General features: G+C 48.7%; 14 protein-coding genes. 2 read left to right on the top strand and 12 right to left on the bottom strand.

The window, feature by feature from the left end:
* Positions 1–61: 61 nt before the first annotated feature.
* The 3 genes from ACQ76X_RS04590 to ACQ76X_RS04600 all read right to left on the bottom strand — a co-directional run bounded on the left by ACQ76X_RS04590 (position 62) and on the right by ACQ76X_RS04600 (position 3934).
* Positions 62–793 (bottom strand): MOSC domain-containing protein, encoded by a 732-nt coding sequence (locus ACQ76X_RS04590; protein WP_438491901.1) that lies wholly within the window; start codon positions 791–793, stop codon positions 62–64.
* Positions 794–981: 188 nt separating this feature from the next.
* Positions 982–2862: a molecular chaperone HtpG gene (gene htpG, locus ACQ76X_RS04595; RefSeq protein WP_438491903.1), complete on the bottom strand. Its 1881-nt coding sequence runs from the start codon at positions 2860–2862 to the stop codon at positions 982–984.
* 175 nt (positions 2863–3037) lie between these two features.
* Positions 3038–3934 (bottom strand): LysR family transcriptional regulator, encoded by an 897-nt coding sequence (locus ACQ76X_RS04600; RefSeq protein ID WP_438491905.1) that lies wholly within the window; start codon positions 3932–3934, stop codon positions 3038–3040.
* 119 nt (positions 3935–4053) lie between these two features.
* On the opposite strand from ACQ76X_RS04600, the gene dapA reads away from it, so the two are divergent.
* Positions 4054–4929 carry a 4-hydroxy-tetrahydrodipicolinate synthase gene (gene dapA / locus ACQ76X_RS04605; RefSeq protein WP_438491907.1) on the top strand — a complete coding sequence of 292 codons (876 nt, stop codon included), beginning with the start codon at positions 4054–4056 and terminating at the stop codon, positions 4927–4929.
* A gap of 111 nt (positions 4930–5040) precedes the next feature.
* Here the strand turns inward: dapA and ACQ76X_RS04610 are convergent, their stop codons facing one another.
* The 4 genes from ACQ76X_RS04610 to ACQ76X_RS04625 form a co-directional block, all read right to left on the bottom strand.
* Positions 5041–5454: a VOC family protein gene (locus tag ACQ76X_RS04610; RefSeq protein WP_438491909.1), complete on the bottom strand. Its 414-nt coding sequence runs from the start codon at positions 5452–5454 to the stop codon at positions 5041–5043.
* A gap of 47 nt (positions 5455–5501) precedes the next feature.
* Entirely contained in the window at positions 5502–5885 is a 384-nt protein-coding gene (locus tag ACQ76X_RS04615) for a nuclear transport factor 2 family protein (RefSeq protein WP_438491911.1), read from the bottom strand.
* Positions 5886–6109: 224 nt separating this feature from the next.
* Positions 6110–6364 (bottom strand): hypothetical protein, encoded by a 255-nt coding sequence (locus ACQ76X_RS04620; RefSeq protein WP_438491913.1) that lies wholly within the window; start codon positions 6362–6364, stop codon positions 6110–6112.
* A 165-nt stretch (positions 6365–6529) separates the two neighbouring features.
* Positions 6530–8110 carry a DEAD/DEAH box helicase gene (locus ACQ76X_RS04625; RefSeq protein ID WP_438491915.1) on the bottom strand — a complete coding sequence of 527 codons (1581 nt, stop codon included), beginning with the start codon at positions 8108–8110 and terminating at the stop codon, positions 6530–6532.
* Between the two features lie 502 nt (positions 8111–8612).
* Between ACQ76X_RS04625 and ACQ76X_RS04630 the strand changes: the two genes are divergently transcribed.
* Complete coding sequence (locus tag ACQ76X_RS04630; protein ID WP_438491917.1) at positions 8613–8777, top strand: hypothetical protein; 165 nt, start codon at positions 8613–8615, stop codon at positions 8775–8777.
* A gap of 160 nt (positions 8778–8937) precedes the next feature.
* Here the strand turns inward: ACQ76X_RS04630 and pduL are convergent, their stop codons facing one another.
* The 5 genes from pduL to rny form a co-directional block, all read right to left on the bottom strand.
* A complete protein-coding gene (pduL, locus tag ACQ76X_RS04635) occupies positions 8938–9510 on the bottom strand; it encodes a phosphate propanoyltransferase (RefSeq protein ID WP_438491919.1) in 573 nt (190 codons plus the stop codon).
* Positions 9511–9674: 164 nt separating this feature from the next.
* Positions 9675–10652, bottom strand: coding sequence for a dipeptidase (locus ACQ76X_RS04640; protein WP_438491921.1), 978 nt, complete (start codon positions 10650–10652; stop codon positions 9675–9677).
* Between the two features lie 165 nt (positions 10653–10817).
* A complete protein-coding gene (locus tag ACQ76X_RS04645; protein ID WP_019910496.1) occupies positions 10818–11078 on the bottom strand; it encodes a stage V sporulation protein S in 261 nt (86 codons plus the stop codon).
* A 200-nt stretch (positions 11079–11278) separates the two neighbouring features.
* Positions 11279–12073: a TIGR00282 family metallophosphoesterase gene (locus ACQ76X_RS04650; protein ID WP_038593324.1), complete on the bottom strand. Its 795-nt coding sequence runs from the start codon at positions 12071–12073 to the stop codon at positions 11279–11281.
* Between the two features lie 125 nt (positions 12074–12198).
* The gene (gene rny, locus ACQ76X_RS04655) at positions 12199–13740 is read right to left on the bottom strand and encodes a ribonuclease Y (protein WP_438491923.1); all 1542 of its coding nucleotides are present in this window, start codon (positions 13738–13740) and stop codon (positions 12199–12201) included.
* Between the last annotated feature and the right edge of the window lie 26 nt (positions 13741–13766).

The following is a 13766-nucleotide window of genomic DNA, read 5'->3' on the forward strand; positions in this document are numbered from 1 at the left end:
AAAAAAATGAAAAAGCGCTGAACCGGCATTACCCGGAACAGCGCTGGCATTTCGCTTAAGCCTATTGGCTTGCCGACCTATCAGCTAGATGAACCTCATCTCCGACGCAGACGCGCCCGGTTTGGATAACGGAAGCATACACGCCGAATTGAAGCCCCAGCTCTTTGTTGACGATTTTCAGAAGCGAGGGGGCTTTCTCCGCATTATCCGGGTCCATCGTCGTCATGACGCATCGCTCGCACAGCTCATTCACCTGCAGCTCTACCCCGCCAATCCATAGCCTCCGCCCGGTCCAGTCTCCCTCAAATAGCGACTCATCGCTTAATGCAATCACGAAATTCCCGCGGAACCGGCGCTGATCGACCTCGCGTCCCCAGAGCGCCTCCAGTTTTCTCAGACTGCCATCGGTAACAAGCAGAATACTGGCCTCATCCACCGACAGCAAATGCGGATTCTCCGGGTGCGGTTGCTTCAGGCCGGACATGCTGACCGGGATTTTTGTCTGGCTTTGAATCTCCCCAAGCAACTGCTCGTCCCAGCGAAAGGTCCGCCCGTCCGCTGCAGTGACAGCGACCTCCCCATCCTGGTAACGCGCCTGATAGGTAAGCATATTCGGTATATTGCGGGCCGTAACGAATCGCTTCCAGCCCTGCTTCCTTTCATCATAAAAAGAGCAAACCCGATCGCCTACGACGCCGTAGGATTCAATGTCGCAAGCCTCCAGCTGCTCTCCCGCGAACGATTTGACCGGATACCGGTTGATTTCACGGATCACACCAACAGTCAATGTCAAAGTCTGTTCCTCCATTTGGCCTAGAAATTACATAAGCTTATTGTACCTGATTTCGCCTTAAATTGTAGCTCTCTTGAAGCAGGCCTCAACAAAAAAGGAAGCCTCATCTTTACGATGAGACGTCCTCTCTCTGGGCAGCCGTTGGGCGAAGCTTTCAGTGATGCTCCAGTTCGGCAAATGCCGCCATTCTATACCATGATTTTGCAAATATCGTTCGTGAACTGTACAGGATCATTAACCTGCAAGCCCTCGATCAGCAGCGCCTGATTGTAGAGCAGGTTCGTGTAAAGGCCCAGCTTCTCCTGATCCCCTTCGGCAGCAGCCTTCAAGGACTTGAAGACATCGTGGTTAATATTGATTTCCAGTACCTTATCCGCCTGCACCTCTTGGCCGTTCGGCATCGCTTTGAGGATTTTTTCCATCTCGATGGTCAGCTCGCCTTCCGTGGACAGGCAGACTGGATGACTCTTCAGCCGTTTGGAGGCTTTGACTGCCTTCACTTTGCCGGACAGAATACCCTGCATCGCGTCGAAGAGCCCTTTGTTCTCGTTTTCCTCTTCTTCCGAAGGCTTATCAGCTGCATCTGCTTCAATCCCCAGATCACCGCTGGATACATTTTTGAATTCTTTTTCCTTATAGTTCATGATCATCTTGATCGCGAACTCATCGATATCATCAGTGAAATAGAGCATTTCATAGCCCTTGTCCAATACCATTTCAGTCTGCGGCAGCTTCTCGATCCGCTCTACCGATTCCCCGGAAGCATAATAGATATACTTCTGGTCTTCCGGCATTTTTTCCACGTATTCAGCCAGCGTAACCAGCTTCTTCTCCTTGGAGGAGTGGAACATCAGCAGGTCCTGGAGGGTTTCTTTTTCCATGCCATAGTCATTGTAGACTCCGAATTTAAGCTGTCTGCCAAAAGACTTGTAGAATGTCTCGTATTTCTCTCTTTCATCCTTCAGCAGGCTCAGGAGCTGGCTCTTAATCTTGCTCTTGATGTTCTTGGCAATCAGGGTCAGCTGGCGGTCATGCTGCAGCAGCTCTCTGGAGATATTGAGCGACAGATCCTCGGAATCGACCATCCCTTTGACAAAGCTGAAGTAATCCGGCAGCAGATCCCCGCATTTGTTCATAATCAGCACGCCGTTGGAGTACAGTTCAAGACCTTTTTCATACTCCTTGGTGTAATAATCAAACGGTGTATTTTCCGGAATGAACAGAATCGCATTATAGACTACAGCGCCATCGGCACTGATATGGATATGCTTCAGCGGTTTATCGAACCCGTAGCGTTTTTCGGCATAGAAGTTGTCATAGTCCTCTGTGGTCAGCTCGTTTTTGTTCTTGCGCCAGATCGGAACCATGCTGTTCACAGTCTGCTCTTCTTTGGTTTCCTCGAACTCGCCTTCGCTGCCTTCCTTAGGCTGACTGCCGGTAATATCCATCTTGATCGGGAAACGGATAAAGTCAGAATATTTCTTGATGATGGATTTCAGGCGGTATTCTTCCAGGAACTCATCGTAGTTGTCTTCTTCACTGTTCTCTTTAATCTTCAAAATAATCTCGGTGCCGACAGCATCCTTCTCGAACGGTTCGATCGTATATCCATCCGCGCCCTGGGACTCCCATTTGTACGCCTGGTCGCTGCCCAGCGCCTTGCTGATTACAGTAACATCGTCCGCCACCATAAATGCAGAGTAGAACCCGACACCGAACTGGCCAATAATATTGTGACCGTCCTTTGACTCATTATCCTTTTTGAATGCAAAAGAGCCGCTGTTCGCGATAATCCCCAGGTTGTTCTCCAGTTCTTCCTGCGTCATCCCGATCCCTGTGTCAGAGATGGTCAACGTGCGGCTGTCCTTGTCGGCAGTCACTTTAATGAAATAATCCTCTTTATTGAACACCAGCGCATCGTCTGCCAGCGCTTTGTAATAGATTTTATCAATGGCATCGCTTGCGTTGGAGATCAGCTCCCGCAGGAAAATTTCCCGCTGTGTATAAATGGAGTTAATCATCATCTCTAGTAGTCTTTTCGATTCGGCTTTAAACTCTTTTTGGGCCATGAATAAAATAATCTCCTTTCAAAAATAACCTTCTGTTTGCTCTCTGGAAATTAGCACTCCACTCGAATGAGTGCTAACACTTCCTTTTATATACCATATTCTCGTTTTTGATGTCAATATCTTGCTGCATACTAGCCTGTTAAAAAGTCACTTTTCTGTCGTTCATCCGCGCATTTCACAGCGCCACCGTCTTCGACTTAGCATCTGCCAGCAGCATCTGAATCAGCGATTGCAGCGGCAGTGATTTCCACTTCTTGGGATGCAGCAGCAGCTGCAGATCGAAATGAATCTCCGGATGGGCAAATGACAGCTCCGCCAGGTTCCCCCGCTCGATCTCCTCCTCGGCGACGATTCTTGGCAGCAAGGCAATGCCCAGCCCGTTGCGCACGCAACGCTTGATCGCCTCCAGATTCGACAGCTCAAAGCCGATGCGGAAAATAATCCCATGCTCCCGCAGCAGATTCTCGAACAGGCTGCGGTAAATACAGCTCTCCTCGGAAACGATCAGCTCACAGTTGTTCAGATCCTGCAGCGTCACGTCCGCAAGTTGGGCCAGCGGATGGGTAGCAGGTGCAACCAGCACCAGCGGTTCATCTCTGATGATCGTCCGCTCAAGCACGGAGTCGGTGGCATTCCGGTCCAGCATTAAGCCGATGTCCACTTCACCGTCCCGGATCTTCGCCACCAGATTGGCTTCCTGCTCGGTCTGCAGATGAATGTTCAGTCCGGGAAAAGTCGTGCGCAGCTGCTGCAGGAACGGCGGCAAATAAAACGCAGCCAGGGAATCAATGGTCCCGATCGTCAGCGTCCCGCCGATTTGTTGGGCGATCGTCTCCTTGGAACGGTCATACAAATCCAGAATCTCCACGAACAGCTTCAACAGTTCTTCTCCAGGTGGAGTCAGGCGCAGCGCACGTCCATGCCGCTCTATCAGTGGAACCCCATATTCCTTCTCTATCTTCTGAATCTGCATCGTCACACTGGACTGCGCGTAGCCCAGCTCTTCAGCCGCGCGGGTAAAGCTCTGCCGTTTCGCGACTTCGCGGAAGGTCCGCATATATGTTAAATCCATAACCTCACCCTAACATCAATATTATTGATAACCCACATCATTTATTATAGCTAACGCCGATGGAATATTCCATGCTACAGTAAGATAAAAGGATTTCAACATTTTGGAGGACGATATTCATGTTAACAGAAGAACAGATTTATGGAATCTATGTTCCCGTGGTAACCCCGTTCAATGCAGCTGGCGAGATTGATCTGGAATCATATCAGCGTTATGTGAACAACATCATCAAGAACAATATTCATGGTCTGGTCGTCAATGGAACCACTGGAGAATCGCCGACAGTCAACATACAGGAATTACAGACTCTCGTGGATACATCACGGGAATTATTGAAATCGAGCCCGGTCCCGCTGGTGGTCGGCACAGGCACTAACGATACGGCCTCCACTATAGCCCGCACAGAGCTGGCTGCCAATTCAGGTGCCGATGCTGTGCTCGTGGTTGTCCCTTATTACAGCCGCCCTTCCCAGCAAGGCATTATTGAGCATTTCCGCAAAGCCGCCGAGGTGGGTATTCCGGTCATCGCCTATGATATCCCGGGCCGTGCCGGAGTTGGCATGTCAGTCGATACCGCACGTACCATTCTTGAGATGAATAACGTGGTAGGTTTAAAAGACTGCTCCGGCTCTCCGCTGCTTGTCTCCGAGCTGTCCCGGCTGGGATCGAAGCCGGTGCTGTGCGGCGACGACCTGCAGTTCCTGCATATGCTGGGCTGTGGAGCCGCCGGGGGCATGCTGGCCTCAGCAAACGTGCATACCGCGAGGTTCCTCGGTATCTACGAGCAATTCAAAGCCGGGCAGATCGCTGATGCGACAGCTGCGTTCGACCAGCTGCTGCCGCTGATGAAGCTGCTCTTCAAGGAGTCCAATCCAGCTCCGATTAAATGGCTGCTTAGCGCCTACGGAGAGATTTCCTCTGATACGCTCCGCTTGCCGATGACCTCGATCAGCTCTGAGCTGCGCGAGGAACTGGGGGCTTATCTGGCCGGATAACACCTGAATCCATAACCTGATATTTACGCATAACAACAACCGCTACGGTGCAGTCACAAACTGTCCAAGGCGGTTGTTGTTATGACTACCATTTTCAGCGTAGTCTAGGTATTATTGATTTTCCGCTGCCACCGGATTAACCGCAAAAATAGAATGAATGTTACCTTCCGGATCTGCGAAGAAACCCGTGGTATGCCCCCAAGACATCGACTTCGGTGCAGTGATCCCTGTAACCCCTTTTGAAATAAGCTCCTCATACATCGTGTGGACAGCCTCCGGTGAATCACATTCGAAGTTAAGCTCGAAGGCTTGCCCTTTATGCTCTTCTATAAAGGAATAATGACCGTTTGTGTTATCCGCCATCAATGGTGTTGAACAAATCGCAAGGCGAATGCCGCCATTCACAAATTCAGCATAATGGTTTTCTTCAACAACGGTCTTAAATCCGAGTACATCACGATAAAAGCTAGTCAATCTAGGAACATCATGCGCCAAAACCGTAATTCCTTCTAATTTCAATCTCATACTCCCAATTCCACCTTTTCTGAGATATGCAACTGTTTTATAATGCTTTAACCATAATCTTCAATCAATGCTATTTTTCCATTTTTAATTTCAAATACCGACTTCCCTTTTAGTTGAAGTGTATCTCCAATCTTTAATCCATTAGGTAAATCAACAGCCAGTATCGCTTCATAATCAATTTGTATTTCTACTCTGTCATCTACAGCGCTGTAATGGGTAATGGTCTGACGACGATTAGAGAAAACCTGTGAAGACTTTTCTGCCAGTTCTTTAAACTCTTGAATTCCCCTGGTCTCTGTCATGATTTCACCATTGGAAAAATCTTTAAACAAAATATCAGCATCTAAAAGTCTAACCATACCCTCGACATCAAACGCATTGTAGGCCTCAACATAATTATCAATGATTGCTTGGTTTTCTCCACTAATCATAGTCATACTCCTCTCTTAGATTGTACTCTATCCATATTCTTCAGGATGGATAGTTTTTCCTTTATTTGCTGTCTCGTGAAGCTTCCGAACCGGATAGCAAGCTGCCTGTACTCGTCGATACCAATAAAAAAGCGGAAGTCATGGCCGAAATAAGCCCTAGACTGCCGCTATATTATCTAACTGACGAGACTCGCAAGCTTAACAACAATTTTACTCAGCTTCACTTAAGAACCTTCTTTGAAATGAAAATGTTCATGGTGGATCCCGTCCATACCAACCAATTTACCACTCTTTTTATGATAGTATGCGAAGCTATTATTTATCGGCATTCGAAGTAATTGATAATTATTTTCTTTGGGTAAGGTTTCGATTTCTTTAATTGCTGCCTCACGTGTAGTGTAAATACCTATCGGAAAAAAATTAGGAAAACCATTTGGACCATCAGCGACGAAAATTCCCCAAACAAATTCATTTATCACATCGCTCACCTCATTTCACTTGATACTAACCCTTAACTTTTTACTATATCAGGAACTCCACCTTTACTCCAGTTTAGCCTACAGCTTCGGAAAGCAGAACTCATAACGCACAAAAAACAGCCTCCCGCTCAGGGAAGGCTGCAGTCTAATCTATAAGCATCCGTTTTATTGTGATCTGCCCGCTTTGGCTGCAGGTCTGCCGCCAGGTCGGCTGCTGTGGTTGTTACCGGGTCTGCCGCCTTGGCTGCCGGCAGGTCTGCTGTTCTGTCCAGCACCAGCCCGCTCACCAGGTCTGCCGCTATAGCTGCCGCCTGGGCGGCTACTAGCACTTGCTCCGCTGCCGTTCCCTCCGCTTGCTCTGCCGCTAGAACCGGCTCCACTGGCCGAAGCACTCCCGGGTCTTGCACCCGCTCCTGCTTGATGAGCCGATTCCCCGTTCGGTCTGCCGCCCTGGCCGCTGTTCTTGCTTCCGCCGGAAGTGCTGCCCGCACGGTTGCCCTGTGTGAACCATTCCGACTTTGGCTTACGCGCCGGATTGGTCTTCGCCTTGGCTGCCGGCTTCGCCGGAGCTTTTGCCGGGCGTTCATTCAGCAGAGCCTGTGCGCTCTTAGACATCGGATACGCATGGTCCTTAACTTCAGGGATCGTCTTGCCGATCAGCTTCTGAATATCCTTGAGGTACGGGATCTCTTCCGCCTCACAGAGAGAAATAGCGATTCCGCTCATACCGGCACGGCCCGTACGGCCGATCCGGTGGACATAAGTTTCTGGAATGTTCGGCAGATTGAAGTTGATGACATGCGACAGCTCGTCAATATCAATTCCCCGGGCGGCGATGTCTGTAGCAACAAGCACGCGGGTAGCTCCGCTTTTGAAGTTGCGCAGCGCATTTTGCCGGTCATTCTGGGATTTGTTGCCGTGAATCGCTTGAGCAGTAATATTAATCCGCGTCAAATCACGGGTAACCCGGTCAGCACCACGTTTGGTGCGGGTAAAGACTAGTGCCGAGACAATCGATTTGTCCTGAAGAAGGCGGTTTAATTGATTCTGCTTGTTGCCGTTCTCCAGCAGATAGATCGACTGCTCGATTCTGTCCACCGTGGAGGAAACTGGCGTAATCTCGATTTTCACCGGGTTCACCAGCAGTGTTTTGATCAAATTCGAAATTTCCGTCGGCATCGTAGCCGAGAAGAATAATGTTTGTTTTTTGCTTGGCATTTTGGCGATAATCCGCTTCACATCATGAATGAAGCCCATGTCCAGCATGCGGTCCGCTTCATCCAGTACAAGAATCTGCACATACTGCAGATCAACATGCTTCTGGGTAATCAGGTCGATGAGCCGTCCTGGTGTGGCAATCAGGATATCCGCACCCTGGCTTAATGCCCGCTCCTGAGCTTTTTGCGATACACCGCCAACAATAGCTGTTGAACGGATACTGGTGAATTTGCTGTAGGCTTGAATATTTTCCGAGATTTGCAGTGCAAGCTCTCTTGTCGGTGTAAGAATCAGCGAACGAATCCGGCGTCTGCCGCCGGTTGCAGAAGGCTGCTGGCTTAGAAGCTGAATAATCGGCAAGGAAAAAGCGGCTGTTTTGCCCGTTCCGGTCTGTGCGCAGCCGAGAACGTCTCTGCCAGCCAAAGCCGCGGGAATGGACTCCTCCTGGATAGGGGTGGGGGATGTATAATTTTCTTGGCTTAACGCCTTGAGGATCGCTGGGATCAAATTCAAATCATTAAAAGTCATGTTGTCTCCTTAATTTTAAATACATATATTATCAATCAGGTAACTGCTGTACCTTGTTTGCAGCGTCTCCACATAGCGCTCATCAAAGTCATAACACATAATGATAACACAAATTGAACAATAAGAGAAACATCAGCAGAAATTTTTATGTTAGTCCTATATAGATTGAATTAAGATTTCCCCATTTTGGCGAGGACGTAACTACGGTGAATATTTGGACTTCCGGCCGCTGTTGTCGTAAGAATTTCTTGATTAACCCGCTATATGCGGTGGAAATCCGGTGACAAAGGCGGTCGCTATCGCTCCTACAGTTCCAAAATCCCCCTCCGCTACTTTTGCCCTTTTGTGTAGTTATTAAGTTCATTCTACATAGTGTAACCGCCGTCCATTTCATTCACGCCTCCTATTCCATCAGTAAAGCATGGTTGTTCAGATTTGGTTTAGATTGCTGGTGTACAGTAATCATGCAAATCACAAATGACGCAAAGGAGCGCTTTGAATCATGGGTAAAAAAAGAACAGCAAATCCATCATTATGCACATCCCCCAACTGTTCAGCGAGACATTATGCCAAGGGCTATTGCAAGAAGCACTATAGCAATGAATGGTATAAAAACCGCGCCGCCGCCAAACTCAGCCAGACTTTGCTCGAAGAACGCACCCCGTAGGCACCACCGCCAACACCGTAGCTATAACATAATAACGGCTTATTTAGCTCACTTACCCACTTACGCTCAACTCCAAGGCATCATCTTAAACCATAAGATAACAGAACATAAAAAAGCGGAGGATCGCTCCTCCGCGTCTTGACCTGCTTATAAATAAATACTAATCTACAATTTCAGCTGTGTCGCCGTTGTTGGCACCTGCAGCATTGGCTTCGTCGGTGTCGATATGCATATCAAGCGCAAAATTGTCCGATACGCGGGCAAGAACATTTTCCAGTACCAGGCCGCGTTCGCCGCCCAGACGTACTTTTAGAAGCTGCTTGTCGGCGATGCCCCAAGCTTCTGCTTTAGAAGTGTGGAAGTGAATGTGACGTGCAGCAATAATTACGCCAGTCTCCAGTTCTACTTCACCAGCTGGTCCCTTAAGGGTAATGCCCGGTGTGCCTTCGATATGTCCGGATTCACGGACAGGTGCTTTCACGCCGAGGCTGAAAGAATCTGTGCGGGAAATCTCCAGCTGTGATGCCGGACGGACAGGTCCTAGAATTCTTACTTTGTCGAATTTACCTTTGGTGCCGATTACTGCTACTTGCTCGTTAGCTGCAAATTGTCCGGGTTGGGAGAGTGGTTTGAACTCAGTCAATTGATAACCTGCGCCAAACAACGCTTCCACATGCTCTTGCGTAAGGTGAATATGTCTAGCCGACACACCTACGGATACAGTCTTGCTCATTGTAAAGTCACTCCTTGTATTTTCTCTAGTATCTGTACAAGCCACTGAACATTATACCTCTTATTACCCAAAAATAAAAAGACCCTCCGCACAATGAGGGTCCTTTTTTCGACATTTTGAGATTTCGAAGCTGGATTGTCACGATTTTGTCATGATCCGTTACATTATGGTATTTTATAGTTGTTTAGTTTTGGCGGCAAATGCAAGCTTAAAAAACTCCAAGCGTTTTCATACAACCACCCCTTCACTTGATCCTCCGGATAGTAGCGGAGCAGCAGCTCAGCAAACTCGGCGTATTTCCCAGGATGCTCCAGTCCCACTACCCACGCATCGATCCCGTCAAAATCGGAACCAAACATCAGCTGCCTTGTGCCGCCCAAGCTGCAGACATGATCGATATGCCTTAGAAGATCATCAGCTTTGGCGTCTCCTCCATTTTTAACAAACCAAGGAACAAAGGTAAGTCCCATCCGGCCGTCCATAGCAATCAACGCTTTGATCTGTTCATCGCTCAGATTACGCGGATGGCCGCACACAGCTGCGACGTTGGAGTGGGAGGCAATAAACGGACGCTTGCTCCGCTCAGCCAACTCCCAGAAGCCTGCTGGGGCCAAATGAGACACATCCAGCAGCATACCGCTGCTGTTGCACCACTCGATCAGCTCCCGGCCTTTTTCGGTAAATCCTCCATTCCGCTGTTCGAGTACACCATCCGCAGCCCAGTTCGCATAGTTCCAGGTGACTCCAAGGAAGCGCACCCCGAGATCGAAACACAACTGAGCATAGAATAGATTCCCCTCCAGACCGTCTACGCCTTCCAGAGACAGCAGCCCCCATCTGGGGGGCACTCTAACCAGTTCCACTGCTTCCTCCTTCCAGCGCAGCCACTGCAGGCCTCCTGAGCCTAGTACTTTGCTCTGGAATAGTTCAATTTGTCCCAGCACACTTTCAAAACTAGGTCTTCCCCTAACCGTAGACAGATAAATCGCAAAAACTTGCAGACCGACGCCACCCGCTGCAAGCCGTTCTGCAGTTACATCAAGCCGGCTGTCCTTGTCGAAATTAAGATGGGGGGAAGCCTGCAGTTTGCTCAGAACATCACAATGGAAATCTGCCACCCGTAGTTGCTCCGCTCTTCCCATGAGATCGGCCTCACTTTCTTACTTGTCATCCAGTTTCCGCGCCACTTCGCATCCAGCGCTCCTGCTTATAGTTTATGCAGAGGATGACCCGCTCTTCACCTGTACAGCAAAAAACCTGTTTACCTATGTAAACAGGTTCATCCAGTAAGTTCTAACATTCATTAATTATCTAGGCTCTACAATGAGTTTAATCGCCGTCCGATCCTCTCCATCAATCACTATGTCAGTAAAGGCTGGAATGCAGATCAAGTCGACACCGCTTGGCGCGACAAATCCCCGGGCGATGGCAACTGCTTTGACTGCTTGGTTCAGTGCTCCTGCTCCAATAGCTTGTAGCTCGGCCGATCCACGTTCACGAAGAACACCCGCTAGTGCGCCGGCAACGGAATTCGGATTGGATTTAGCTGATACTTTTAATACATCCATAGTAAGTACCTCCCCTGGGAAAATGATGGTGTTCTTCCACTACTGTAGATGTTATTCGCGAGAGAAGAAATAATTCCTTCTTTTTGCGGACTACTCCGGAGAAAATGGTACAAAAGTTACTCTTTTTCGATATAAAAAATATCACACTTTACCCAAAATCAGCGATTATTCCCGAAAAGCCTAATTCCTTGGTGCCCTCATTAACTCATTACCCATTCATCTTCACGCAGCCGAATCTTCTCCAGACGTGTTGCCTTGCCCGTAGCCTCGTCAATCTCTGCGAATAAACCGTGCAATTGCCATTTACCTTCGTCAACCACAAATCTGGCCGGAAGCTGGGTAGTGAACTTATAGAGGACCGCATCCTTTTCCATACCCAAAATTCCTTCTCTTGAACCAACCATGCCGGCATCCGTCAGATAAGCAGTGCCTCCCGGCAGGATAACATCGTCATTGCTCTGCACATGTGTATGGGTTCCTACAACAATGGAAGCATGCCCGTCCATAAAATAGCCCATGGCGATCTTCTCAGAAGTAGCCTCGGCGTGAAAATCCACCAGAATACACTTGTGATTCCGGCGCAGCTCGTCCACAATCTCTTCGCCCACCCGAAACGGATCATCAATTGCCGGCAAAAAGGTCCGTCCTTGCAAATTGACAATCGCCAGCTCTTTGCCATTGCCTTTAATAATCGTATACCCTCTGCCAGGTGTTCCTGCAGGAAAATTAGCCGGGCGGATGATCCGGGGCTCGTCGTCGATAAATTCGAAGATGTCCTTGTTATCCCATGTATGATTGCCCATTGTAATGCCATGAACGCCCCAGTTGAAAAATTCATTGGCAATAGCGGAAGTAATACCTCTTCCCGCTGCGGCATTTTCTCCGTTCGCAATGATTATATGCGGCTGGTATTTGTTCTTCAGCGAAGGCAGCATTTCGCGCAGCGCTTTTCTGCCGGTATTGCCTACAATATCACCTATAAATAAAACTTTAATGTTGTTCTCCTCCTAAAAGTTTAATGGGTTAATCCGTGCTGAATGTTCTTCGTACACATCCGGCTTCGAAAGCATATATTCTGTATGAAAGAAAAAAGGCCCCGCAGGGGGGCCGATTTCCTTGCTTATTTAGCGTATTCAACAGCCCGTGTCTCGCGGATTACGGTAACCTTGATATGACCCGGATAATCCAGTTCACTCTCGATCATCTTTGTAATGTCGCGGGCCAGACGGAATGCTTCCGCATCGTCGATCTTCTCAGGCTGCACCATCACACGAACCTCGCGGCCCGCTTGAATGGCGTAGGACTTCTCAACGCCGTCAAAGCTTTCGGAGATTTCCTCCAGCTTTTCCAGACGTTTGATATACGTTTCCAGTGTCTCACGGCGTGCGCCAGGGCGTGCAGCCGACAAGGCGTCAGCAGCTCCAACCAGCATGGCAATAACCGAAGTAGCTTCGCAATCACCGTGATGGGACGCGATACTATTGATAACAACCGGATGCTCCTTGTATTTCTTCGCCAGTTCGACGCCAATCTCGACGTGCGAACCTTCCACTTCATGATCCAGCGCTTTGCCGATATCATGCAGCAGACCGGCACGTTTAGCAAGCACGATGTCTTCCCCAAGCTCACCGGCCATAAGTCCAGTCAAATAAGCAACCTCCATGGAGTGCTTGAGTACATTTTGACCGTAGCTCGTACGGAATTTCAGACGGCCCAGAATTTTGATCAGATCCGGATGCAATCCGTGAACGCCAACCTCGAAGGTAGCCTGTTCACCGTATTCGCGAATCCGCTCATCCACTTCTTTGCGGGATTTCTCCACCATCTCTTCAATCCGTGCCGGATGGATACGTCCATCAGCAACCAGCTTCTCAAGTGCCGTACGGGCCACTTCGCGGCGAATCGGATCAAAGCCCGACAAAATAACGGCTTCCGGCGTATCATCAATAATGAGATCAATACCAGTAAGAGTTTCCAGTGCACGGATGTTGCGGCCTTCACGGCCGATAATCCGGCCCTTCATTTCTTCATTCGGCAATGTAACTACTGACACGGTTGTTTCCGCCACATGATCAGCTGCGCAGCGCTGAATAGCCAGTGTAATGATTTCGCGGGCTTTCTTGTCCGCTTCCTCTTTGGCCTGCTGTTCAATTTCCTTAATCATCTGTGCGGTCTCGTGGCGAACTTCCTGTTCTACATTGCTAAGAATGATACTTCTGGCATCATCAATGCTCAAATTGGAAATACATTCCAGTTCTGTGACTTGGTTCTTGTAAATTACATCAATTTGCTGTTGTGTTTCGTCAATTCGTTTCTCTTTGTTAGCTACTTGTTCTTCTTTTCGTTCAAGCGATTCCATTTTTTTATCCAGTGATTCTTCCTTTTGCAGCAAACGTCTCTCTTGCCGTTGGATTTCATTCCGACGTTCACGAGTTTCTTTCTCAGCTTCAGTACGGATTCTGTGGACTTCGTCCTTAGCTTCGAGTACCGTTTCCTTCTTCAGCGCCTCCGCCTCTTTCTTCGCGTTCTCCACGATGACTACGGCTTCTTTCTCTGCGCTTGAAATCTTAGCTTCTGCAAGGGATTTACGAATAAAATAACCGAATCCAAAGAATAATGCAGCTACAACGAGAACGATTATGACCCAGATTGCAGTTACCATCTGTTCACCTCCTCGTTGGTTCCTCC

The sequence above is a fragment of the Paenibacillus sp. IHBB 3054 genome, assembly GCF_051594305.1.
Taxonomy (GTDB): domain Bacteria; phylum Bacillota; class Bacilli; order Paenibacillales; family Paenibacillaceae; genus Paenibacillus_AQ.

Bases quoted from the DNA above. Each gene is read 5' to 3' on its own strand.
- htpG (WP_438491903.1), bottom strand. From the start codon at position 2,862: ATGGCCCAAAAAGAGTTTAAAGCCGAATCGAAAAGACTACTAGAGATG.
- ACQ76X_RS04600 (WP_438491905.1), bottom strand. From the start codon at position 3,934: ATGGATTTAACATATATGCGGACCTTCCGCGAAGTCGCGAAACGGCAG.
- dapA (WP_438491907.1), top strand. From the start codon at position 4,054: ATGTTAACAGAAGAACAGATTTATGGAATCTATGTTCCCGTGGTAACC.
- ACQ76X_RS04610 (WP_438491909.1), bottom strand. From the start codon at position 5,454: ATGAGATTGAAATTAGAAGGAATTACGGTTTTGGCGCATGATGTTCCT.
- ACQ76X_RS04615 (WP_438491911.1), bottom strand. From the start codon at position 5,885: ATGATTAGTGGAGAAAACCAAGCAATCATTGATAATTATGTTGAGGCC.
- ACQ76X_RS04625 (WP_438491915.1), bottom strand. From the start codon at position 8,110: ATGACTTTTAATGATTTGAATTTGATCCCAGCGATCCTCAAGGCGTTA.
- ACQ76X_RS04630 (WP_438491917.1), top strand. From the start codon at position 8,613: ATGGGTAAAAAAAGAACAGCAAATCCATCATTATGCACATCCCCCAAC.
- pduL (WP_438491919.1), bottom strand. From the start codon at position 9,510: ATGAGCAAGACTGTATCCGTAGGTGTGTCGGCTAGACATATTCACCTT.
- ACQ76X_RS04640 (WP_438491921.1), bottom strand. From the start codon at position 10,652: ATGGGAAGAGCGGAGCAACTACGGGTGGCAGATTTCCATTGTGATGTT.
- ACQ76X_RS04645 (WP_019910496.1), bottom strand. From the start codon at position 11,078: ATGGATGTATTAAAAGTATCAGCTAAATCCAATCCGAATTCCGTTGCC.
- rny (WP_438491923.1), bottom strand. From the start codon at position 13,740: ATGGTAACTGCAATCTGGGTCATAATCGTTCTCGTTGTAGCTGCATTA.